19 protein-coding genes are annotated in these 24049 nt (G+C 25.5%); 5 read left to right on the top strand and 14 right to left on the bottom strand.

Annotated features, from left to right (window positions below):
• The first annotated feature begins 23 nt into the window (after positions 1–23).
• Positions 24–1181 (top strand): cyclically-permuted mutarotase family protein, encoded by a 1158-nt coding sequence (locus R4K56_RS03525; RefSeq protein ID WP_335771877.1) that lies wholly within the window; start codon positions 24–26, stop codon positions 1179–1181.
• Positions 1182–1280: 99 nt separating this feature from the next.
• Here the strand turns inward: R4K56_RS03525 and R4K56_RS03520 are convergent, their stop codons facing one another.
• The 14 genes from R4K56_RS03520 to R4K56_RS03455 form a co-directional block, all read right to left on the bottom strand.
• Positions 1281–1502 carry a putative Se/S carrier-like protein gene (locus tag R4K56_RS03520; protein ID WP_297296626.1) on the bottom strand — a complete coding sequence of 74 codons (222 nt, stop codon included), beginning with the start codon at positions 1500–1502 and terminating at the stop codon, positions 1281–1283.
• The gene (locus R4K56_RS03515; RefSeq protein WP_335769390.1) at positions 1496–2614 is read right to left on the bottom strand and encodes an aminotransferase class V-fold PLP-dependent enzyme; all 1119 of its coding nucleotides are present in this window, start codon (positions 2612–2614) and stop codon (positions 1496–1498) included. Before R4K56_RS03515 ends, R4K56_RS03520 begins: the two co-directional genes overlap by 7 nt.
• Positions 2615–2633: 19 nt before the next feature.
• Positions 2634–3203, bottom strand: a complete 570-nt coding sequence (gene yedF, locus R4K56_RS03510) for a sulfurtransferase-like selenium metabolism protein YedF (RefSeq protein ID WP_297296622.1) — start codon at positions 3201–3203, stop codon at positions 2634–2636.
• Between the two features lie 73 nt (positions 3204–3276).
• Positions 3277–3756: a CvpA family protein gene (locus R4K56_RS03505; protein WP_335757372.1), complete on the bottom strand. Its 480-nt coding sequence runs from the start codon at positions 3754–3756 to the stop codon at positions 3277–3279.
• 2 nt (positions 3757–3758) lie between these two features.
• Positions 3759–5711 carry a methyl-accepting chemotaxis protein gene (locus R4K56_RS03500; RefSeq protein ID WP_335771876.1) on the bottom strand — a complete coding sequence of 651 codons (1953 nt, stop codon included), beginning with the start codon at positions 5709–5711 and terminating at the stop codon, positions 3759–3761.
• A gap of 12 nt (positions 5712–5723) precedes the next feature.
• Complete coding sequence (locus tag R4K56_RS03495) at positions 5724–7658, bottom strand: methyl-accepting chemotaxis protein (RefSeq protein WP_335771875.1); 1935 nt, start codon at positions 7656–7658, stop codon at positions 5724–5726.
• A gap of 153 nt (positions 7659–7811) precedes the next feature.
• On the bottom strand, positions 7812–9212 hold the full coding sequence (locus R4K56_RS03490; RefSeq protein ID WP_335759558.1) for an MATE family efflux transporter: 1401 nt from the start codon (positions 9210–9212) through the stop codon (positions 7812–7814).
• Positions 9213–9352: 140 nt separating this feature from the next.
• Positions 9353–9955: a hypothetical protein gene (locus tag R4K56_RS03485; protein ID WP_335771874.1), complete on the bottom strand. Its 603-nt coding sequence runs from the start codon at positions 9953–9955 to the stop codon at positions 9353–9355.
• Entirely contained in the window at positions 9952–11295 is a 1344-nt protein-coding gene (locus R4K56_RS03480; RefSeq protein WP_335771873.1) for an AAA family ATPase, read from the bottom strand. The genes R4K56_RS03485 and R4K56_RS03480 overlap by 4 nt, the downstream gene beginning before the upstream one ends.
• A 53-nt stretch (positions 11296–11348) precedes the next feature.
• A complete protein-coding gene (locus tag R4K56_RS03475) occupies positions 11349–12293 on the bottom strand; it encodes an N-acetylmuramoyl-L-alanine amidase family protein (protein ID WP_335769393.1) in 945 nt (314 codons plus the stop codon).
• Entirely contained in the window at positions 12239–14398 is a 2160-nt protein-coding gene (topA, locus tag R4K56_RS03470) for a type I DNA topoisomerase (RefSeq protein ID WP_335757365.1), read from the bottom strand. The genes R4K56_RS03475 and topA overlap by 55 nt, the downstream gene beginning before the upstream one ends.
• Positions 14399–14445: 47 nt before the next feature.
• Positions 14446–15702 carry a DNA-processing protein DprA gene (dprA, locus tag R4K56_RS03465; protein WP_335771872.1) on the bottom strand — a complete coding sequence of 419 codons (1257 nt, stop codon included), beginning with the start codon at positions 15700–15702 and terminating at the stop codon, positions 14446–14448.
• Complete coding sequence (locus R4K56_RS03460; RefSeq protein ID WP_335771871.1) at positions 15699–16412, bottom strand: tetratricopeptide repeat protein; 714 nt, start codon at positions 16410–16412, stop codon at positions 15699–15701. The genes dprA and R4K56_RS03460 overlap by 4 nt, the downstream gene beginning before the upstream one ends.
• A 246-nt stretch (positions 16413–16658) precedes the next feature.
• Complete coding sequence (locus R4K56_RS03455; RefSeq protein ID WP_335771870.1) at positions 16659–20045, bottom strand: UvrD-helicase domain-containing protein; 3387 nt, start codon at positions 20043–20045, stop codon at positions 16659–16661.
• A 106-nt stretch (positions 20046–20151) separates the two neighbouring features.
• On the opposite strand from R4K56_RS03455, the gene R4K56_RS03450 reads away from it, so the two are divergent.
• The 4 genes from R4K56_RS03450 to catA all read left to right on the top strand — a co-directional run bounded on the left by R4K56_RS03450 (position 20152) and on the right by catA (position 24040).
• Positions 20152–21270 carry an AI-2E family transporter gene (locus R4K56_RS03450; RefSeq protein WP_335757361.1) on the top strand — a complete coding sequence of 373 codons (1119 nt, stop codon included), beginning with the start codon at positions 20152–20154 and terminating at the stop codon, positions 21268–21270.
• 15 nt (positions 21271–21285) lie between these two features.
• Positions 21286–22275: a glycosyltransferase family 9 protein gene (locus R4K56_RS03445; protein WP_335771869.1), complete on the top strand. Its 990-nt coding sequence runs from the start codon at positions 21286–21288 to the stop codon at positions 22273–22275.
• A 42-nt stretch (positions 22276–22317) separates the two neighbouring features.
• Complete coding sequence (locus tag R4K56_RS03440) at positions 22318–23211, top strand: Rpn family recombination-promoting nuclease/putative transposase (protein WP_335771868.1); 894 nt, start codon at positions 22318–22320, stop codon at positions 23209–23211.
• A 190-nt stretch (positions 23212–23401) separates the two neighbouring features.
• Positions 23402–24040: a type A chloramphenicol O-acetyltransferase gene (catA, locus tag R4K56_RS03435; protein ID WP_335771867.1), complete on the top strand. Its 639-nt coding sequence runs from the start codon at positions 23402–23404 to the stop codon at positions 24038–24040.
• The last annotated feature ends 9 nt before the right edge of the window (positions 24041–24049 follow it).

Here is a 24049-nt window from a genome sequence, read left to right as displayed (position 1 = left end):
TAGATTATTATAAGGAAATATAAATGAAAAAATTATGTTTAATATTATCTATTATATTTGCTGCTGTTAACTGTTCAGGTGGTAATACTGCTTCTTCTAACAATGCTAATGTACTAGATTCTAAAGTTGATAAAAAAATAGTTTGGGAAATGGGAGGACATTTACCTGCTCAAACTGGAATGGAAAAAAATATAGGTACTGCCGGAGTATTATACGGTTCTTTAGGCGGTAAATATATAGTTGTAGGCGGCGGTGCTAATTTCCCAGAAGAATCTGTACTTAATGGCGGAGCTAAAAAAACTTATTCTGACATTTATATGTTAGAAGATAAGAATGGAGTATTAGAAGTTGTAGAACATATCAATTGGGAAAATGAATTAGGATATGGTGCTTCTATAACTACTGAAAATGGAATATATTATATCGGCGGTTCTTCAAACAGTGAAGCTGATGATGATATATTATTTATAACATTAAAAGATAATAAATTGAATGTTGAAAAAATAGGCGATTTACCTTTCACATTACAAAATGGCGTAGCTGTTTATAAAGATAATAAATTATATGTTATCACTGGTAAACAAGCAGGTAAAGGAAGCAATAAAGTTTATGAGTATGATTTAGCAGCTAAAGAAGCTAAAGAATTAGCTCCTGTACCTGGAGAAGCAAGCAGAACTCAGGCTGTTGCTCAATTATTAAACGGTAATATATATGTATTCAGTGGCGGTGATGCTATTGCTTATACTGACGGATACAAATATGATTTTGCTAATAATACTTGGGAAAAAGTTGCTGATGTAGCTTTGAATGGTGAAGGAATATCTTTGCTTGGTGCTGTATCTGTTAAACTTAATGAAACAGAAATGCTTGTTATAGGCGGTTTTAATAAAACTATTTATGACGATGCTGTTTATAATTTAGGCAATCTTAAAGATGCAGCATTAGCTGATTTCAGAGCTAAATATTTTGGTGCTGATCCTTATGAATTTAATTGGAACAGCAACATATTAATTTATAACTGTGAATCTAATACTTGGAAAACAATAGGGGAGGTTCCTTTTGATGCTCCTTGCGGTGAAGGTTTAATATTAATAGGAAATAAAATATATTCTATCAATGGTGAAATTAAACCTGGTATTAGAACAGATAAAATGTACGTTGGTACTATTATGGCTAAATAATAAAGACATATCCAACTAAAAGTTTTCCATAAATAAGGGCTTATTTCTTACTTAAGAAATAAGCCTTTATTATTTTTTAATCAATTAAATTTTTTATTGTTATTTTTCCATATCTTTAATTTTTACAACTAAACCCGCAGCTTCAAGCAAAGATACAATATATACTTTATCATTGTCTTCTATATCTATAGCCATATTGCATACTCCAAATACAGGTTCAGGTGCAGGTCTTACAACAACTTCTATGCCGGCATCTAATAAAATTTTTTCTGCTTTGATTAAATCTCTAGGTGTTTGTAAATAACAAAAAGTTTTTACCATAATTTGTTTCCTAATGTGTTTATTAAGTATTCTAAATCTTTTTTTGTTGTATATGGTGAAAAAGAAAATCTTATAGCACCATTATCATTTTTATAAAAATTATGAGCTAAGAATGCACAATGAAATCCATATCTGCATTCTATACCATAATCTTCATAAAGCTTATGAGCTAAATCAGACATACTTATAGAATCAGTAGTTATAGAAAATACGAAGCCCTGATGTTCAATATTTTTAGACCATATTACTTTATACTTATTCATAGATTCTATTTCTTTTATAGTATATACTAAATCTTCTATATTTATATTCCAATTAGGTCTATTTTTTAATGCTGCCAAAAGACCTATAATTCCTACAGTATTAGGAGTGCCGGCTTCATATATTTCAGGTACACTGTAAGGAGTTTCATATCCGTCACCAAAACCGCCTCCAAAATATGCCGCTTTTAATTTTTCTGGATTTTTTACATAGAAACCGCCGGTACCAGTTGGGCCTAAAAGTCCTTTATGTCCTGTAAAAGCTATAAAATCTGCATTCCATTCATCTGCTTTTATTTCATGCACTCCAACAGCTTGAGTAGCATCTACAAGTAAAGGTATTTCGCCTATAGCTTCTTTTATTTTTTTTATAGGCTGTATTACTCCGCTTATATTGCTTTCCATATTGATTGCAACTAATGCTATTTTTTCTTTTTTAACAATTTCTAAAAGAGCATTTATATCTACTATTCCTCCATCTAAAGAAGGCAGTATCTCATATTCTACATTATTGTTTTTACTTAATTTGTATATTGGTCTTAATACTGCATTATGTTCTAATGTTGATATTAATACTTTACAATTATGAAGATTAAGTCCTATAAGTATATCATTTACAGACCTAGTAGCTCCGGGTGTGAATATTATATTAGCATCATTTTTTGTACCTAAAAATTTATTAGCTAATATTTCCCGGCATTCTTCTATTTTTTGAGTAGTTTCTTTTCCTCTTTGTGTATTTACTCTGCCGTAAGTTCCTCCTACATTCATAAGAAAATTGTACATTTCTTCTGCAACTTCTTTAGGTTTAGGAAAACTTGTTGTAGAGTTATCAAAATAGTAATTTTTCATGATTATAAATAAATATTAATTATGCTCTTATAACAGCTGAAGCATTAGCCATAGCTTCTATTATTCCAAGCATATTAGTTTGCTCTTCTACTTTTATGCCTTCTAATTCATAGAATTTAACACAAGTACCGCAGAAAAATATTTTTATTCCAGCATCTCTTAATTCTTGTAATAAAGTTTTATAAGGTTCTTCAACACCTAAATAAACTCCGCCATTATAGCAATATAAAGCTTCTGGTTTTGGGTTGGCATCTTTTAATGCACCTAAGAATGATTTTAATAATAATTCTCCAAGATCATCATTTCCTTGTCCCATTACTTTTTTATCAACAACAGCTATTACAGGTCCAGATGATTTTTCTTTATTGTTATTCAATGATAATTCTTTATTTTTCACAATTTTGAAATTTTTACCTTCATTAGTATAAGTTATACCATTGTTTTTCAAAAAGTCTGTGATATTGTGAAAAGCAACATCATCATCTATTAGTACTTCTATTTCTTCATTTAATGCTGCATTAGTTATTGCAGTTTTAGTAAGAATTAATGGTTTTGGGCAAGGTATGCCTCTAGCATCTACTGTTTTCATAAGTATTACTTCCTTAAATAAATTTGTACTAATATAATATATTAAAATAGCTTTATTGTCAATTATATAAACTTTAAATACTTTTATTATTGAAATTGTTTATAAAATTTGATATATAGTTATCATTTTGGAATAATACAAATATATAATTTATTATTTTAGATTGATTTATAATATCAGAGTATTCTGGGAATATATATATAATCATATTAACTGCAAAATATGTAATAATTATTGCAATCATCATTATTGTACCAGCACCAAGAAGTCTGTCCACCCAAGATAAATATATTACTTTCAATATGTCTTTAATGCTTTTTTCAACTTTTGAAAGTATTATCCTTATAATAGAATAACTTGCTATTAATGATATTATTTTCAATATAGCTGAATGTGAAAAAAATTTCGATATATGATTATATATTAATGGTGCTATCAAAAATGTAGCTATTATAGCTAGAATAGGTATAATAATAGATATTAAACCTCTGCATAAACCATATATAAGAAGTACAGCAAATATTACTATAAATAATGTATCAAGAGTAATCATTTTTATGATTTCTTTAATAAAGCTATTATAGGAGCAAATGTAAAGCTGCTTTTCTTTCTATGAGTATTAATAATATTTGACAATGCTTCTATATCAGTATGAGAGAATGAAGAATAACTTCCTATTTTTTTAGTTATATCATTAAGCTCATCTTTTGCTTTTATTATATTATTGAAGCTGTTAAATATTTTATAAACATCTTGGTTCTGATATTCAATTTTAGAGTTTAAGTTATTTTGAACATCTAACATAGCAGCAATATTCTCTTTAATAGATAATACTATTAAATTTTGATTTATTAAAATATTAGACATAATTTCATTATATTGTTCTAATGATTTGAAATTGCTTAATTTCTTAGAATCACTATTAACATCATTGTCTATTTCTTGCATAAGATTATCAATAGTTGTTGTAATTTTATTAACTTCCTCGGATATTATTTTACAATGATCCTGAATATAGAAAGATGAATTTTCTATAATAACTAATCCGCTGAATATATCTGTAAGCATTTTTTCTATATATTCTGTACCTTTAGATATTTCAAAAGATAAAGCTCCTATTTCTTTTGCTACAACAGAAAAACTTTTTCCGTAAAAACCTGCTTTAGATGCTTGTATACCAGCATTTATAGATAAAAGATTTGTTTTGCTTGTTATAGATTTTATATATGATATAGTTTCATATATAGATTCAGTTATTACATTTACATCTTTAAATTGATTAGCAGACTCAATTATAATACTTAAAAATTTATTTGAAGTTTCAGTTAAACTTTCTTTTATAAGTCTTAAATCATTTTTTAAAGTCATTATTTGTTCATTTGAAAAGTCTGATTCTTTTAAATTAGAAATAGTTTGACTTAATACTCTAAAGTGTTCCTGCATTTGTGATTTGTATTTATCAAAGAAAGTAAATATAGTATTTGTATATTTTAATCCGTCTTTTATAAGATTTTTCTTACTGTTTTTAGCTTCTATTAATTTATCATTTGCTTCTAATATAGAATCTATTTTAGAACTAATGATATTATAAGCATCTTTATTTTCTTTATCTATTTCAAATACAAACATAGAAGTGTCCATTAAATTTTTATCTATGTTGTTTAATTCTTCTGATATTCTGTCTATATTATTCAACGTTTTTAAATTTAGATGTAATCTATTATTCAACATATTTTCTTTCTTTATAGAATCAAGAGCATTTTTAGCAAATGTTGAGAATATAGATATTGATCTGAAAGAAGAAGATATTATTATAGCAAGTCCTATTCTATCAAAGTCAGATCCGTTTGCTGTTGTATTCACATATATATATCTTATTATCAATATTAATGATAAAGAATTAGCTATAATCATAGGTATATTTCCCTTATAATTATAATTCAATATCATATCTGAAACTGTTGAGATAAATATTATAAAGAATACAAATAGTGTGATACAAGCTTTTAATATAAAGAATAAGCCCGTAGGTGTTAAGAAATATGATGTATTAGAAGAATCATAATAATTTATTCTAACAGTTAAGAATTGTGAAGAATATATTATACTGAAAATTATTAATACAACAGATAATACTATTGTTGTTATAAATGTTGCATTATTTAAATTCATTAATGTTTTTGTAGAGCCTATAAAACTTTTTGAATTAATAGGCATTAACATAACGGCAACCAGCATAATCATATTATTTAATATATACATGTTTAATGCTATATCTTTATTTATTCCATATATTTCAAAGAATATTATTATAAGTGATATAATATTGTAAATTAAAATTAATGTAAGTGTAACAGAAATTGTAATGTATATAACTTTTTTAGTTTTTATAGATAATAAAAGATATAACATAATAAAAACTGACATTAAAGAAATACCAATAATTGGAATTAATAGTTTTACTACTGTTATATTATATCCAGTTATTAAATTTGCAAATATATTCATATCTATTCCTTCTTACATAACTTTAGAATATTCATCTACTTTATCTTCTAAATCATTAATATATTTCAAGAATTTTACCATTTCTTCATTTAGTGTATTGGTAATAGCTTCTAAATCATCTGATGTAGCTAATAATTTATTCATGTCCCTCATAAGATTTTTTACTTCATTATTTTCTGCATAAGCTTTTTCAGATATATCTACTATATAATCATTAATTTCTTCTATTTTATCTTTAATATTGATAAAATCGTTTTCTTCATTAATAATAATATTTGTCATATTTGATATTGAAGTATACATTTTATCAGTATTCTTAATGATATTCATATTATAATCGTTTTGTTTTTCCATTCCTCTATTGAATTTAGTAAGTCTTTCATAATGACCAGACATTTCTTCTATAAGTAATGATACATTATTAATAATATTATTACTTGAATAATTAAATTTCTTAAATATTTCTTCTATCTGGAATAATAAAGTCTGCATTCTATTTGTAGCTTGAGATGTTTCATTTACTAATTCATTAACTTCTTTTGATACAACAGAGAAGTTATTATACCATTCTCCAGCTTTTGATGCTTGTATGCTTGAGTTTATTGCCAATGTTTTAGTTTTATCTGACATATTTGCCATAAATGATACAATTCTATTAATTTGGAAACTTAATTGATTGAAAGATTCTGATTTAGTAAATTCTTTGATAAAATTATTTTTTTCTTCTTCTAATTTTGTTTGGAATTCCTCAAATACAGAAACTATTTCTCTACTATTTGATTGTAATGTATATATTTTTTCAACTGATTCCTGCAATTTCAAATTAGATTCTTCCAATGCCTTTTTTTGCATTTCTACTGAAACTTGCAAATTAGGGTATGTTTCTATTAATTCATTAATTTTTTCTATGTTTATTTTACCATCATTTATTTGGAAATTTTCTATAGTTATAAATTCATTTGTATATTCTATTACTTTATTAATATCAACTTTCAAATTATTTATTGTAGAATATGTATTTTCTACTTTATGTACAAGATTTGTAACTGCATCTTCAAAATTATCTTTAAGTTTTGATAATTTCTCAGAAGTTGTAACAGCAGTATTTATAATAATAGCATCTTGTGCTCTTATGCTTTCTAAGTCATAAGATTGTGTTGTTTTTTTATGTATTGCGGTTATAAATCTGCTTACAGAGAAATATATCATTATTATATTAAATATAGCATAAGTTAATGTTATTCTTGAAAATGTAAAATTCTTAAAGAATAAGAAATTACTAGAATAATCGGTATATATTGATATGCCGTTAAAATCATCGAAGAATGCTACAGATATTAAAGATATTAATATTAACCAAGCTATATTCTTTTTGACCTTTTTATTTATTGTCATTTCATAAATAAATGCACAAATTATTATAAAACAGTATACTGTAAATATAAAGTCTCTAAATACATATATAGGGCCTAAAGCACCTCTAGCTTTTATACTGTTTTTCATAGTTTCGTTAAGTGTAGTTATAGGTACTTTTGTAGATATAAATACTTGAGGATATAATAAAGCCACAGCTGACAATAATATCAATACAAATACAGCAAATATATATAGTTTATCTAAAGCACGATGAAAACTTTCATTTAATGTTAGATGAGTTCGTATATATGTAAGCCAAGGAATAATGGTTAATGATAATGCTATTTGTTCAAATTTATATAAATTTAGCGATACTTCATTATTTGGCGAGTATAATGATATTATTATATTTAATGCTTCTAATCCGGAAAAGGCAAAGCATAAAAAACCTAAAACTAATATTATCGCTTGAGTTTCTTCATACAACTGAAAATATATATAGGCATATAATATTATACCAACAATAGATATAATAGTAGCCATAACGGGAATTCCCAATTCTAATGTCATAAGAGAAAAATCGTAACTCATAAATCCTCTATTAGTAAATAATTAAATCAAGTTTTATAATATTATAAGTTAATTTTAATATATTAAAAGCAGAAAAATAAAATTAACTAAAAAATAAAATACCGTTAATATAATCGGAATTAGTTTATTAAGTATTTACTAATTGTATGCATTTTATTCTGTAAGTTTTCTTACCCATCTTTCTTTTTTTAACATTATAACACCAACAGCTATTTTAGCAAAATCGCTTAATTTGGCTATACCAAACATAGCAACGGGTCCTACAGTGGTAAATTTTGCTAAAATTAAAGCTAAAGGAGCAAATATCAATAAAGATACAGGCACATCTACTGCAAAACCAAATACAGTATCGCCTCCAGCCCTTGAAACGGCAAATTGTGCATTAATATAAGTCCATATAGGCATATAACAGGCTATTAATATTACCAAATTCCTTGTAATTGCTTGTGCATCTGGTGTCAGTTTTGAGAATATTACTGGTATTAGTAATGTTGATGACATTTGTACCAATCCTACAACCAAACCAGCTATAACAGCACCATTCATTATCCATCTGGCCTTATTTTTGGCATCTTCAAGTTCACCCCGTCCCAATGTTCCGCCTACAACTACCATTGTTGATACAAATACTCCCTGAAATACTAAATAAAATATATTTGCTATTGTGAATCCTGATGCCATTCCGGCAACTGTTTCAGCTCCGCCTCTGCTATTGTATAAAGCTGTCATAAACATTTCACTTAATCCCCAGCTTATTTCACTTAAAAATATTAAACTGGATTTTCTAAGCATTGAATAAAATACATTTAATTTTACTTTTAATATCTCTCTTGTTCTTACATAGAATTTTTCTTTATGTAATTTTATATATACTATAAATAAAATCATTTCTATAATTCTTGCTATAAGTGTAGCAATAGCAGCACCGGTTTCTTCAAGTCTAGGAGCACCAAAATTACCATATATAAGTATATAATTTCCAAGAGCGTTGCATAATGTTGCTATAACAGATATTATAAGAGGTATATGTGGTTTTCCTATTTCTCTATAAGAAGTACCTATAGCACCGGAAATGGATATAGGTATAAATGTAAATGCTATTATACTCATATATTTAGTGCTTGATACAAGTATAGCTTCCTGAGAAGTATTTCCTCTTGTCATAAGACGCATAAATATTTCAGGATTGACAAGCATTAATATCATATATGAAATAGAAATAATAAGCGGAAGTATTACTTTAAATCTGAAAGCCTGCTGCATACCTTCTTTATTATCAGCGCCGCTGTTTTGTGCCATATATATTCCGCCGGCACCGTAACAAGTGTTAAGAAGCACCAAATATATAAAATTTAATTGATTCGATACATTTACAGCAGCCATTTTTATATCACCTAATTCAGCCACCATAAAGTTATCTATTAATGATACCATACCCATTATAAGCTGCTGAAGCATTACAGGAACAGCAATAGATATACATAATTTGTAAAAATCAAAATTTCCGAATAACTTTTTTTTGTTATTATTAAGTTGAATTGAATTGGTATTCATAATATTTTCTCTTTTTTAAGATTAAAAAGTATAAATTCAGTCTATTCAATAAAAAACGTGAAATAATATATAGCTAATTGTATATTTGTCAATATATTTTATAAAATTTTTTTATGAAATAGTTAAGAAAATTTTATTAGTTAAAAGTATTTATTAATAAAATTTTCTTCAAAACTTTCAAATGTGGAAATTTTTACGTCTTTGAAATAACGGTTTTTATAATCTGTTGTCAATCTTGCACAATCTTCATTCATGTTAACTCTATTTCTATTTTCTTTATTTTCTGAAGTATTGTTTTCTGAATTTTCATTTGCTATTAGATAATAATATATATTTAAATCCAAAATAGAATTAAATTTAATATTTTTATCTATCATGTTATTAATTATTTTATGTATTGTTATTAAACTTTCTATGCCTTTTAATTTTATTTCATTTTTTAATTTTTGCTTAAAATCTTTACTGCTTTCTGAATTTATTAATAAAGATGTATTTTTAAATTCTATTAAATATATTATATTATTCTGTATATGTATCATATCGGCTGATTTTGGTCTGTTATTCTTTTTTATATTAAAAGTTATTTTATCAAAATCAAAAACTTCTGTATCTAAAGTTATTTTACTTATATTTTTATCAATATCTTTGCATACTTCTGATATTTTATCTTTACAATTATTAAAATCTGTATTTAATATATTTTTTAATTGGTTTGTAATATCGCTTATTTGTTCTGGTGTCATTTTTCTGACTCATTCCATAATGTATCTTCATCTAATTTTCTGTAAGCATCGGCTAAAGTTTTGTATATGCTTTCTATATCATCATTAACATTTTTTATTACAGCATAACCATCATCTTGTTTTTCACTTAAATAAAAGTTAGTTTTATCAGCGATTTTTTCTGACTTTTCAGAATATTTTTGTATAGCTTCTATAAAGTACGGACTATGAGAATTAATTAAAATTTGTATATCCAATTCTTCAGCCATTTTAACCATAAGTTTAGCATATTCAATTTGCCATTTAGGGTGTAAATGCACTTCGGGTTCATCAAGTATTAAAATATGTTTATCATTAAAAACACCAGATTTAAGAAGTAAATCTATTATAGCAAATGATTTTATTCCTACAGCAGTATTTGAAAGTTCTATATAGTTATTATTTTTTTGGAATAGTAATATATTTTTTACATCATCATATTCTATAAAACCACTTATATTTTTTTGTATTTCATCTGATAATTTTTTTGTTTTATTTAGTTCTTCAAAAAGAAAATAATTAGTATCTATTGTATACTTATCTCTATTTTCAATTATTTTTTTACTTAAATCTATTAAATGATTATCAATAGTATATTTTTTTAATTTATAAGGTGTTATATAATTTTCTATTATGTTAAATATAAATGGGGTTTCTATATACGTTATATTAGATGCATATACATTTCCTATTAATTCATCATCATTAAATTGATTATTGATAATATCTATATCTATAATTTTATTATTATCTTCTAATATAGATATATTAGATTTTTCACAATTAAAAGATTGTATATTATTTTTTAATTCATTTAATATATGCTTTTTAATACTGTAATATTTTATTTCATTAATGTTTGGTTTTTTTCTTAAAATATTAAAATATTCTTTAATATCTTCTTCTATACAGTTATATAAATCATATATTTGAAGTGAATTTTTGTACTCCTCAAATATATAGTAGTATTTATCTAAATTATCTGTATTAAAATCAAAAAAACTTATTATTTCATTTATTTTTTCTTGAAAATCATTTAAATCCAATTTATTTTTTCTGATTAAAGAATTTTCATCATTCATTTTTTTAATGAATTCATTTTCTAATTTTCTTACTATATTTCTTGTTATTGGATATATTTTTATTTCTTCAACATATTCCTTATAATTTTTTTCAGCATTGTTCAAACCTGCAACTACAGAATACAAAGCCTTTCCAACTGTACTTTTTCCTGTATCATTTTCACCTGCTATTAAAGTAAGCCCATCTAATATGATATCAGCTTCTTTTATCATTCCTATATTTCTTAATTGAAGTTCCATATTGATTCCAAGTTATTATTAAATGATTTAGGATATTATTATAATTCAAAAAATTATTTTGTAAAACCTTCTGTCTTTTCAAAAAGCTCTATGTATTGCTTTATACCTTCTGCTGTAGCTTTTACCATTTTTAATCTTGTTTCTTTTGTTTTCATGAATTTGGCATCATCTGGATTGGTAATAAATCCTAATTCTATTAAAGTAGAAGGCATTATAGCTCCTTTTAATACATAGAATAAAGCATTCTGTACTGGCTTTGTTCTTCTAGCAACTCCGGATACTTTAAGAACTTGTTCTGTAATAGATTCTGCTAATAATCTGCTTTCTTTTTGATACTGTTCTACAAGCATATAGTTATGAGTGATTTGTGAAGAATCTTTTTCGTATTTTGAAGTGTCTATATTATCGAATTTTACCAAAGCCTCATTTTCAAACATCGATACAGCTCTAGCATATTCGCTTGATTCCTGAGCACTTACAAAATAAGCTTCAAAACCTTTTGCACTAGGACTGAATGAAGCATTAGCATGCACACTTACAAATAATGCATTTTTAGATTTGTCTGTATTTATTTTTGCAGCATCATTGGCGATTTTGAAACGTTCTTCAAGAGTAGGGTAAGTGTCGCCTTTTCTTGTTAAAACTATTTTTACATCGGGCATAATTTTTTTTAATTCTTCTTCTAATTCCAAAGAGAATGATAAAACTACGTCCTTTTCAAATAATTTATTTATACCAATAGCCCCCGGATCTTTTCCTCCATGTCCGGGGTCTATTATTATAGTAGATATTGTTTTTTCATTGAATTTATTAACCGCAGGATTAAATGCTTTTTTTAGATCTTCTACTTTTATATTTAGATTATCTAATTTTATTTTATCATTATTCTGCGGATATAAAAAGTAAGTATTAAATAGAGTTAATACAATAATAAAGAATAATGTTATTCTTCGTTCTCTTTTATTTCCTCTGAATAACCACAATCTTCCTTGATACAAACTTTAAACAATCCTTTGTTTTTTATGTTCCTCTCAACCATAAGTCCTCCGCATTTTGGACAAGGTTCTTGAAGCGGTTTATCCCAACTTACGAAATCGCATTTAGGATAATTGGAACAGCCGTAGAATTCTCTTCCTCTTTTTGAGCGTTTTAATGTTATATCGCCGCCGCATTTAGGACAAACTCCGAAAGATATTCCTTTAGTGTTTTTACATTCAGGGAATCCTGAACAAGCTATGAAATATCCATATCTTCCTAAACGCTTAATCATTTTCTTACCGCATTTTTCACATACAAAATCAGTTTCTTCATTGAAAAAGTCTTTCATATTATTAATATTTTCAGTAGCTGTTTTCAATGTATCCAAAAAATGAGGATAGAATTCTTTTAATATATTGTTCCATTCTATATTATCGTCTTCTATTTTATCAAGTTTACTTTCCATGTCAGCTGTGAAATTGATATTAACAAGCTCTGGGAAGTTCTCGCTTATAAGTTCATTAACAAGTTTTCCTAATTCTGTAGGTACTAATTGTTTTCCTTTTCTCTGTACATAATGCCTTGATATAATTGTTTTAATAGTTGGAGCATAAGTAGAAGGTCTTCCTATTCCTGATTCTTCTAATATTTTAACGAGTGAAGCATCTGTATATCTTGGAGGAGGTGTTGTGAAATGCTGCTGAGGATTATTTTCAACAAAATCACATACATCATCTTTCGATAAATTAGGCATTTTTGAAGCTTTTTCTTTATCTTCTTTGTCTATAGTAAGAACTTTCATAAATCCGTCAAATTCTATTTTTGAAGAAGAAAGAGAAAACTCACAATCTCCTGCCACTATTATAGCTCTTGTATTTTTCATTTTTGCAGGAAGCATTTGAGAAGAAACAAATCTTTCCCATATAAGTTTATATAATTTATATTGATCTGTTTTTAAATATTCTTTAATGCTGTCCGGAGTTAAAAATACATTAGTAGGTCTTATAGCTTCGTGAGCGTCTTGAGCATTCTTTTTTACAGAATAAACTGGAGGCTCTGAAGGTAAATAATTGCTTCCATATTCTTTTTGTATAAACTCTTTAGCTTGTTCTTGTGCTACTGGAGATATCCTTACACTGTCAGTACGCATATAAGTTATTAAACCTGTAGCTTCTCCTGCAATGTCAACACCTTCATAAAGTGATTGTGCTACCTGCATAGTTTTTGAAGCACTGTAACCTAATGCACTGCTTGCTGCCTGCTGAAGTTTACTTGTTGTATATGGGGCAGTAGGATTTCTTAATCTGTCTTTCACTTCTATGCTTGAAACAGTATAAGTTTTGTCCTTAAGATGATCCATTATATCTTCAACATCTTGTTTAGTTTTTAAATCTGGTTTTTCGCCTTTATATTTTTGAAGTTCTGCTAAAAACTCTTTATTTTTATGCTTTAAAAATACTCCGAAAGTCCAATATTCTACAGGTACGAATGTTTCAATTTCATCTTCTCTATTGCAAATAATAAGTAAAGCAACATTCTGAACCCTTCCTGCAGAAAGTCCTCTTTTAATCTTATCCCAAAGTAAAGGGCTTAAATTATAACCGATAAGTCTGTCTAATACTCTTCTTGCTTTTTGAGCATTAACTTTTGCAATATCTATATCTCTAGGCTGATCGATAGCCTCTTTTAAAGCATCTTTTGTTATCTCATGGAATACTATTCTTTTAATAGGTACAGCAGAGTTTACGCCTCTGATTTTATTTCCTATATGCCAAGCTATACTTTCTCCCTCTCTATCATCGTCGGCTGCTAGTAATACTTCTTGGGCTTTTTTAGCTTCTTTCTTTAATTCATTTAATATTTTAGCCCTTCCTCTTATTGTAATGTATTCAGGCTCAAATCCATGATCAACATCTATAGCAAGTCTGCTTCTAGGCAAATCTATTAAATGCCCCATTGATGACATTACAAGATAATCGGAGCCTAAATATCTATTGATTGTTTTCGCTTTTGCCGGAGACTCTACTATAACAAGTTTTTTCTTCTTTGATTCTTTAGACTCTTTCTTCTCTTTTGTTTTCCTACTTGTTGTTTTTTTTATTTTTTCTTCTGTTTCATTAGGCATAGTTAAATCTCCTTCTTAATATCCTAAAAAAGTTATAATTAATTTTTTTATTTTTCTATAGTGTAATATTTTCCCGATAGCTGCTTTATAATACCTTTAATCTCTAATTGCATTAACATAGAAGTTACAGTCTGTACATTCATATTGCTTTTTTCAATAATATCATCTATATGAATTTTCTCTGTATTTTTGATTATATTATAAAGTATAGTTTCTTCTTCCTCTAAATTACTAATAACTTCATTATTTTGCTTTTCAACTTTTTGTTTTTTCTTTTCTTCTTTTTTTATTTCTCTTTCATTTTTATTTATTACAATTTCTTCTTTTATAATCGTTTCTTTTTTTATATTTTTTGATTTTATATCTCCGCCTTCAAAATATTTCAATTTCATTTTTGTATAATCATCGTCATTTGAGAATATAGAATCAAAATCTTCTAATATATCTATAAAACTGTATGCTATTTTAGCACCGTCTTTATATAATTTATGATTTCCAAAATATGCATTATTTTTTTCATCATAAGGTGCAATATAAACATCTCTGCCTTGATTAAGAGCATAATCAACTGTAATTAATGCTCCAGATTTGCTGGCAGCTTCTACCATAACAACAGCATAGGAAAGTCCTGATATTATTCTATTTCTTCTAGGGAAATTCATTCTGTCAGGTTTTCTTCCTATTTCAAATTCACTTACTATAACGCCTTTTTCTACTAATTTATTATATATTTGTAAATTTTCTGAAGGATAAACTGTATCAATACCGTTTCCTAAAACGGCAACTGTATTAACAAGCGATGATATAGCTCCAAGATGTGCTTCTCTATCAACTCCTTTTGCCATTCCAGATACAACTGATATATTTAAAGATGATAATTTGCTAGCGAGTTCAAATGAATATTTACGGCTTTCATTTGTAGGCTCTCTAGTTCCAACTATAGCTATAGAATTTCTTCTTAATTTTTTCAAATCGCCTTTATAATATAAAATATATGGAGGATTATCTATTTGTTTTAAATTGAATGGATAATCTTCATCGAATAAGCTTAATATTCCTATTCCGTAATCTTTTGATTTTTCTACTATTATATTTGCTTTGTCTAATATTTCATTTTTATCAAAATTGGATATTTGAGATTTGAATTTCTTTTCGAGAAGTTCTTTTATATTTTCTTCTTTATCTTCAAATATATTTTCAACAGATTCATAATGATTAATAAGTTCGGATATTCTTTTATCTCCTACTTTATCAATTTGATTTAGGGCAATCAAATAGGTTTTAATATCATTATTGCTGCTCAATTTCTCTGTCCTATAATTTGATTTATATTATTTAATGCTGTTTGTTTTATATTATTTTCAGTGGCTATAGTAGATATTTTTCTATAAGCCGCTATAGCTTCATCATAATTTCCCCTGCTGTATTGTATTCTAGCTAATATAAATAGATAGTCTACATTATTAGGGTTCATTTCTACCGCTTTTTTTATATTTTCAAATCCAGCTTCATAATCTTGCTGCTGTATGCCTTTTAATGATGCTAAAGCTGCATAATAATTGGCATTATTAGGGTCTTTATTAATTGCAAAAGTAATATTGCTTTCAGCTCTTTGTAAAAAATTACTTTTTTTATCAGCAGTGTCAGCACTTTCAGCTAAATTTGCATAAGATATTCCAAGTCCGTATCTTAAATATGGGCTGTTAGGAAGTATTTTTAATGCTTCAGAAAAGTATTTTGCTGAATAACCATATTGCTCTTTTACTAAGCTTCTTTCTGCTAATGTTCTGTATACTGCAGCTAATCTGTCCTGAGCATATATTTTTTGATTGATAATATCATTATATGTAGACGTGATGTCTAAAAGGGCTTTATCATCATCTGCATTTTTTCCTTTTTCGTATAAAGAATATGCTTTATTTAATTTAAATCTATTAGTAAATACTTGTTTGTCGCAAGATACAATAGATACTAAACAGATTATTAGTAATAAATATTTAATAATACTTTTCATTAATTTTTCCTTCTATTATATATAATATATACATTATAATAGAAAAAAGTAAAGGAGATTATTAATATAATAATATATAAATGATAAAAATATATCATTATAATTTATAAATATAGTATATTTGTATACTAAATGATGTTAATTGTACAGTTTTGATTTTATTTGCAGTTTTTTATAGGTTTCATAATTGTATAATATTAAATTTTGATATTTTAATTATTAACTGCATATTTTATTAAAAGTTTATTATTTCAAAAATATAATATCTGTTTTTATATCATTTTCGTCTATCTTAAATGTTTTTTGGAACATATTTTTATATTTATTTAATTGTGATTGATAGTGATCTAATTTTTCTTTACTATATGCTGATACTTTATAGTCTAAAATAAAATATTCACCTTTTTTATTTTTTGTGATTATATCGATCTTTCCTGTTTCTAATATTTCACCATCGAAATTTTGGAAAGTATGCTCTCTTGAAACTATTTTCTCATTATTTTCTAATATATTTTTTATATGTTCATTTTCAAATAATCTTTCAAATGCTAAAGTTAAGCTTTTCATTAATTGTTTTTTATTGTAATGTGAATTATTTTTTAACACACTTTTTTTAACTTTTTCTAAATATAAATCTTTTTCATCATTATATTTATCATAATCAAAATATTCCAACATTTTATGTATTATTGTACCTAAATCAGTATATGATATGAATGATATATTTTCATTATAGTATTCATTATCATTTTCATTTATTTCGCTTTCAAGTTCTGATATTTTATTGTCTAAAAGCTTCGATATTTCAATTATATGTTTTTTAGCATATTTATCATTATTTACATTTTTTGAAGGCATATGGTTTTCAATAGCCTTTACTGTGATTTCTTTTTTATTTTCTTTTATATCTTCTATTTTTTCTTTTATTTTATTTATATCTACTATATTGGCATCTATATTTTCTTTAGGCTCTATTGCTGTACCATAAGTATATGTATTAATAAAGTCATTTTTAATATTTTCATCATTTATTAAATCATCATTTTCTTCACTTATGGTATTAGGCATATAATCTTTAAATACACCATTGAAATATTGATTTATATATTCCCTATAGCTAGTTCCTCTTGAATATTCTCCTGATAATACCAAATTATTTGAGGCACGAGTTAAAGCTACATACATAAGTCTTCTTTTTTCTGATTGTTCGCTTGTTTTATTATATTCTTCATCAGATATTGAGCAATTTATAGTATGATAATCATTTCTATAATATACAGGAAGTTTTATAAATGGAGAATCTTCTATAAAATCAAAATTATTAAGTTTAGGACTATTATAATCTCCCATTCCTGCCACAAATACATTATCAAATTCCAATCCCTTAGATTTATGTATTGTCATTATTTTTACAGCTTCTACTGATAGTTTTGGTATTGATGAATAAGGTTCTTTAGTATTGGCATTTTGAATATTCAAAACAAAATCATAAGCATTGTTTCCTGTTTGATTTTCAAAATCACTAGCTAAAGTCTTTAATTTCTCTATATTTGAGTATGAAAGCTCTGCATCTTCCATAGTCATTAAATAATTATAAAAATTGGTATCATTACATATAGTTTCAATTATTTCAGAAGCATTTAACATTGATATTTTACTTTCTATTGAGTTTAAAAGCTCTTTTGCTTCTTTTAATTGATTATAATATGGCTTAGATTTTGCTATTTCTAATATTTTATTATGTTTATCTTCATCATATATTGCTTTAGGGAAATAATCATTTATATCATAGCCTAATTTTGATAAAGTAAATAGAAAATCAGATAAATTTCCTATATCTATATCAAAGAATTCGCTTCTAAGAAGTGTAGGTAATTTAGCATGATCTCTTAAAACTAAATATTCCAAAAATGTTTTTATAAGTACAATTTCTTGTCTTTCATAAAAACCATTTCCTCCGTCAATATAATACGGTATTTGTAAATATGATAATGCTTTTAAATATACATTTAATCTTTTAAAGTTTTGAAGCAGTATAACAACATTTTTATAATTATTATCGTAGTTTTTTTTGATGTATTTTGCTATTGCAAATGATTCTAATAATGTTCTGTATTCTATATTAAAATTAGGTTCAGTATTTTGACAATTTTTATTAAGAACTAATATTGATATTGCTTTATCTTTAGTTTTCTTATTAGGAGTTAAATTATCTTCATCTGTGTATTCTATTTCATCATCAGTAAATACTGTATTTTGAAATAAATCATTGAAAAACTCTATAAGCATAGAATTACTTCTATAATTATCCTTTAAATACTTAACATAATCATTAAATTGATGCTGAGAATTGATAAAATCTTTAAAATTCGCATTTCTAAATCTGTATATTGACTGTTTTCTATCTCCAACTACCATTAATTTTTTATCAGTTTTGATTTTTCTGTCTATATTTGATTTTCCAAATACTATTAAATTTATGAATGAAAATTGTAATGAGCTTGTATCCTGTGCTTCATCTAGTATTAAAGCGGATATATTATATCTTATTGATTTTGATATATTTTTATCTTCCAAAGCTTCTATTGCCTTGTACATTATATCTTCATGTGTATAAACACCTAATGATTTTTTTACTTCTTCAAAATGATTGTAGGCATCTCTTATAAAATTCACAACAGCAAGATAGTTTTCTCTATTTCTTTCTATATCAATAGAAAGAAATAATGTAGAATATAATGCTTTTAATTCTGTAATAGCATTTTTAAAAGACTCATTTTTATTTCCGCATCTATTAGGCTGATTTTCTACTTCACTAATGATATATTTTATTTTATCAAATTCATTTTCTTCTATATTTTTTATAGATTCTAAATTTGATAATTTAGCTATATAATTTGTTGTGTTTTCTACTAATACTTTAAAAGTTTTTATAGTATTATTTTCCGGGCCGTCATCATTTATGATAAAGTTATTTAATAAACAAATATTATTATATATTTTGCTGTATTCTTCTTTTATATTTAGTATTTCTAATGCTTTCTTTTCAAAATTTTCTATATTTGTTAGTCTAGGCTTTATTTTTAATAAGAAATTTAATATTGCACCAGCAAAATCATTTTTTGATTCTTCAGTGTATATTCTGTATATTGAACGAAGTTTTTCTGTGTAATCAACTTCTTTTAATGTATTTAATACTTCCTCTTTTAATGTTTCATAAATATCAGAATTATCTTCCAATATTTTGGCATTAGGCGGTATAGAAAGAAGCATAGCATTTTCCATTGCTATAGAATTGGCAAATGCATTTATTGTTGATATTTTGGCATTTGTAAGAATATCTCTATAAATATTTTGCCAATATTGTTTTTCTTTTATTGATTTATTATCTATTTCTTTTATTTTTGCTCTTACTTTTAATCTTATTCTAAGAAGCATTTCATTAGCAGCAGCTTTTGTAAAAGTTATAACTACTATATTTGATACTTTTTCACCTTTTTCTAGTAATTTTAAATATAACTCTATTATAGTACTTGTTTTTCCAGTACCAGCTGAGGCATTAACGAAGCATATACCATTATTAAAAAAGCAATTTATTATATCTTGTTGTTGTTTATTTAATTTAAAACTCATATAAATATGATAACATAAACACATAATAATTCAAATTAAAATGCTTGAAAAATATGGTATATATATTATTATAAACTTTCTAATTTTATTGATTTATGGAGAGTTTATGAATAAAAACAATATAGGATACATCTTTTTTGTTGCTTTTATCTTTTTATCTATTTATATAATGTACAAACTTTTAAGACCATTCGGTATGATTATATTTTTTGCGGTGGTTTTTTATGTTGTACTAAATCCATTATTTATAAAGGCTATGGGAAAAAGCTATAAGAAGAAAGATAAATTCTCTATGATTAAAAGAAATACTTTAGCTTTATTATTTTCTTTAACATCTTTAATTATATTTTTAGTTCCTACAAGTATATTAGCATATACTATTATAGTTCAGCTTATAGATATTTCTAATATAGGTATAAAATATTTTATGAATCTTGATGTTAATGAAGTTTTAAGTAATTCAAATATTAATAATTTTTTAAAAACGCTTCCAATAGATGTATCAATGGAAACTATATTAAAAAGAATTCAAGATTCTTCACTTTCAAATTTGACATTTTTTAGTTCATATTTAACTCAAAATGTTGCTAGCTTAGTAAAGAGTACAGGCGGATTTGTAAGTTCATTTATATTTATGATGTTTTCGCTTTTCTTTTTCTTTATAGACGGAGAGTATTTAATATCTCAAGTTAGAACATTAGTTCCTATAGATGGAAAATATTTAGATAGATTAATAAGACAAGTATCTGAGGGTATTAAAGGTATTGTTTTTGGAAATTTATTCACTGGTATATTTCAGGGTGTTTGTGCTTTTATAGTATATACAGTATTTGGAGTTGCTAATTCATTTACTTTTGCATTTCTTACAATAATAGCATCTTTCATGCCTATAATAGGTACTACAATAATATGGATTCCTCTTGGTGTACTATTTGTTATTAATGGTCATCTTATAAAAGCAATAATATTTGTTGTTTGTGCTTGGTTGTTTATAACTATACCGGATAATTTTGTACGTCCATTGCTTCTTGGAAATAGAATAGAACTTCACCCATTATTTATATTCTTTTCTATACTTGGAGGTGTTTTATTCTTCGGGCTTTCAGGAATATTGCTTGGCCCTTTAACTGTTATATTATTCTTCGAGATTATGAAGATATACAATGAAGAAAGATTATTAGAAGCTAAAAAAGAAAAAATGGCAAAAAGAAGAAGACAGTTTTAATAAGAGTTTAATTTTATGACAAAAATATTAATTATAGGAATGAATTATATTGGAGATACAATATTCATAACTCCTTTAATAAGAGCTTTAAAAAAACATTATAATGATTCTATTATTGATGTTGTAAATGGGGCAAGAGGAATTGATATATTAAAAGAAAATCCATATATAAATAATATTATAGTTAGAGATGATAAAGTAATGGACTATATAAAATTACAAAAATATGATATAGGCATTACAGCTACAACTGCATTTTATGGGGCATCACTTTTGTATAAAGCTAAGATACCAGAAAGGGTAGGTGTTAATAGTGAATGCAGAGGATTCTTACTTACTAAAAAAACTCCTTGGAAAAAACATAGCAGACATATAGTTGATACAATTCTTTCTATATTGAAACCTATGAATATAAAAGAAGATGGTATCAATACAGAAATATTTTTATCTGAAGAAGAAAATAATTTTGGTATTGATAAAATGAAAGATTATCAAAATGCTTTGCTTGTGCATGGAGGAGCTACCAGAATAAGCAAAAGATATGGAATAGATAATTTTTCAAAACTTATAGAAATGTTTTATAAAGAAAAAAAAGTTCCTATAATATTAATAGGGGCAAAAGATGATATTGATTTTGCTGATGAGATGAAAAATAGATTGAGAAATATAATAGCAGATGATTTTACTAATAAATTAAGCATCAGAGAATTGATATCTATTATAAAAAATTCTTATGCTTTAATTGGCGGTGACAGTGCTCCGCTTCATATAGCTAATGCATGCGGCATATATTCCATAGGCATATTTGGTGATACTTTGCCTTTGATCTATGGTGCCAGAGGAGAAAAAGCTATAAATATAGAAGCTAGGAAAAAATACTGCAATGCTTTGAAAAGTTTTCATTGCGAGTATATGAAAAGAGGCTGCAAAACTATAGATTGTTTGAAAAAATTATCTTATGAAGAAGTATTGCCTAATCTTTTAAATGTTTATAAAGATATTTGATATTATTTTGACAAAGTATTATATTTTTTATATAATTAAGTTATGAAAGAAATTAACAGACTTAATGATTTATTTGTACGATATCTAATCGGAAAAGAAGGCGATGAAGATATATTAGAAAATATTGTTAATGCAGTTTTAAATGATGCTGGTTTAGAATCTGTAAGTAATCTTGAAATTATTAATCCTTACAACTTACCTGAAAATGAAAATTTAAAAGAGTCTATACTTGATGTTAAAGCAAAAACTAAAGACGGCAAGAAAATACTTATTGAAATACAGTTAGTAGGAAATAACAATTTTATAAAAAGAATATTATATTACATAGCTAAAAATATAGCTTCAGAATTAAAAGAAAGTGATTTATATATTAATATAAGCCAAATGATTAGTATTAGTTTTATAAATTTTAATTTGGATATAGGAAGTGAAACTGATATAAAAAAAGAACATAAATGTTTAACATTTGCTGATATTAACAATCCCAGCCTTAGACTAGATGATTTTCAAATACATTTTATAGAAATTAAAAGATTTGCAGAAATATTACAAAATGCTAGTACTAATGACTATAATCAAAATAAACTTTTATCTTGGATTGATTTTTTTACAACAAAAAATTTAGAAAAAGATATTAATAAACTTATAGGAGGTAATGATATAATGCCTAAAGTTATAGATAAATATAAAAGATTTGTAGCCGATGAAAAAGAAATGTCTGCCTATAATGAAAGAGATACTTTTCTTTACGGACAGGCTGCTATGCTTCAGTATGAGAGAGAAGCAGGAAAAAAAGAAGGTATGGAGATAGGATTTCAGCAAGGTATAGAGAAAACCAAAATATCTATGGCTATAAACATGAAGAGAGATAATGTAGATTTGAATATAATATCAAAATATACAGGATTAAGTATAGAAGAAATAAAAAAATTATGAGCATATTTTAAGTTTACTTAAAATATGCTAAAAGCGAATAATTTTTTTATAAATACAAAAAAGAAATAAAAAAATTATGAGCATATTTTAAGTTTACTTAAAATATGCTAAAAGCGAATAATTTTTTTATAAATACAAAAAGAAATAAAAAAATTATAAAAATATATAAATTTGAAGGACTATTTATTATATGTTTAATTTAATAGACTTAAATAATTATAACAGAAAGGAACATTATGAAGCTTATATGTTTAATGTACCTTGCACATATAGTATAACAGTTCAGTTGAATATCACTAATTTTTATAAATCAGTTAAGAGTAAAAATATTAAATTCTATGCTTCAGTTATATATTTAATATCAAAAGTTGTTAATCGTTATAAAGAGTTTAAAATGTCATTAAATGATAATAAAGAGCTTGGTTATTATGATATAGTTTATCCAAGTTATACAATATTTCATGATGATACTAAGACTTTTTCATCTATTTATACGGAATATGATGAAAATTTTGATACATTTTATAAAAATTATATTTCAGATATAGAAACTTACGGAAATAATAAATCATTTTTAGCTAAGCCTTGTAATATTAAGAATATATTTAATATTTCATCGCTTCCACTATCTACATTTACAGGTTTTAATCTAAATTTACAAAATGGCTTCGATTATTTAGCACCAATATTTACAATGGGAAAGTATTATACAGATGATAAAAATAATATTGTTCTTCCATTAGCTTTACAAATTCATCATAGTGTATGCGATGGTTATTATGCTTCTGTGTTTTTTAATGATTTGCAGGAAGAATTTAACAATTTTTAATTATAATTT

Origin of the sequence: Brachyspira pulli (assembly GCF_036997785.1) — a bacterium.
GTDB classification, from domain to species: domain Bacteria; phylum Spirochaetota; class Brachyspiria; order Brachyspirales; family Brachyspiraceae; genus Brachyspira; species Brachyspira pulli.
The sequence above is the reverse complement of the archived record's forward strand: the minus strand, read 5'-3'. Positions and strand labels throughout refer to the sequence as shown.

Excerpts from the sequence above, each read along its gene's own strand:
- R4K56_RS03485 (WP_335771874.1), bottom strand. The coding sequence starts at position 9,955 with ATGACACCAGAACAAATAAGCGATATTACAAACCAATTAAAAAATATA.
- R4K56_RS03500 (WP_335771876.1), bottom strand. The coding sequence starts at position 5,711 with ATGAATATATTTGCAAATTTAATAACTGGATATAATATAACAGTAGTA.
- R4K56_RS03520 (WP_297296626.1), bottom strand. The coding sequence starts at position 1,502 with ATGGTAAAAACTTTTTGTTATTTACAAACACCTAGAGATTTAATCAAA.
- R4K56_RS03515 (WP_335769390.1), bottom strand. The coding sequence starts at position 2,614 with ATGAAAAATTACTATTTTGATAACTCTACAACAAGTTTTCCTAAACCT.
- catA (WP_335771867.1), top strand. The coding sequence starts at position 23,402 with ATGTTTAATTTAATAGACTTAAATAATTATAACAGAAAGGAACATTAT.
- R4K56_RS03495 (WP_335771875.1), bottom strand. The coding sequence starts at position 7,658 with ATGAGTTACGATTTTTCTCTTATGACATTAGAATTGGGAATTCCCGTT.
- R4K56_RS03450 (WP_335757361.1), top strand. The coding sequence starts at position 20,152 with ATGAATAAAAACAATATAGGATACATCTTTTTTGTTGCTTTTATCTTT.
- R4K56_RS03480 (WP_335771873.1), bottom strand. The coding sequence starts at position 11,295 with ATGGAACTTCAATTAAGAAATATAGGAATGATAAAAGAAGCTGATATC.
- R4K56_RS03525 (WP_335771877.1), top strand. The coding sequence starts at position 24 with ATGAAAAAATTATGTTTAATATTATCTATTATATTTGCTGCTGTTAAC.
- R4K56_RS03440 (WP_335771868.1), top strand. The coding sequence starts at position 22,318 with ATGAAAGAAATTAACAGACTTAATGATTTATTTGTACGATATCTAATC.
- R4K56_RS03490 (WP_335759558.1), bottom strand. The coding sequence starts at position 9,212 with ATGAATACCAATTCAATTCAACTTAATAATAACAAAAAAAAGTTATTC.
- topA (WP_335757365.1), bottom strand. The coding sequence starts at position 14,398 with ATGCCTAATGAAACAGAAGAAAAAATAAAAAAAACAACAAGTAGGAAA.
- yedF (WP_297296622.1), bottom strand. The coding sequence starts at position 3,203 with ATGAAAACAGTAGATGCTAGAGGCATACCTTGCCCAAAACCATTAATT.
- R4K56_RS03455 (WP_335771870.1), bottom strand. The coding sequence starts at position 20,045 with ATGAGTTTTAAATTAAATAAACAACAACAAGATATAATAAATTGCTTT.
- R4K56_RS03445 (WP_335771869.1), top strand. The coding sequence starts at position 21,286 with ATGACAAAAATATTAATTATAGGAATGAATTATATTGGAGATACAATA.
- R4K56_RS03460 (WP_335771871.1), bottom strand. The coding sequence starts at position 16,412 with ATGAAAAGTATTATTAAATATTTATTACTAATAATCTGTTTAGTATCT.
- R4K56_RS03505 (WP_335757372.1), bottom strand. The coding sequence starts at position 3,756 with ATGATTACTCTTGATACATTATTTATAGTAATATTTGCTGTACTTCTT.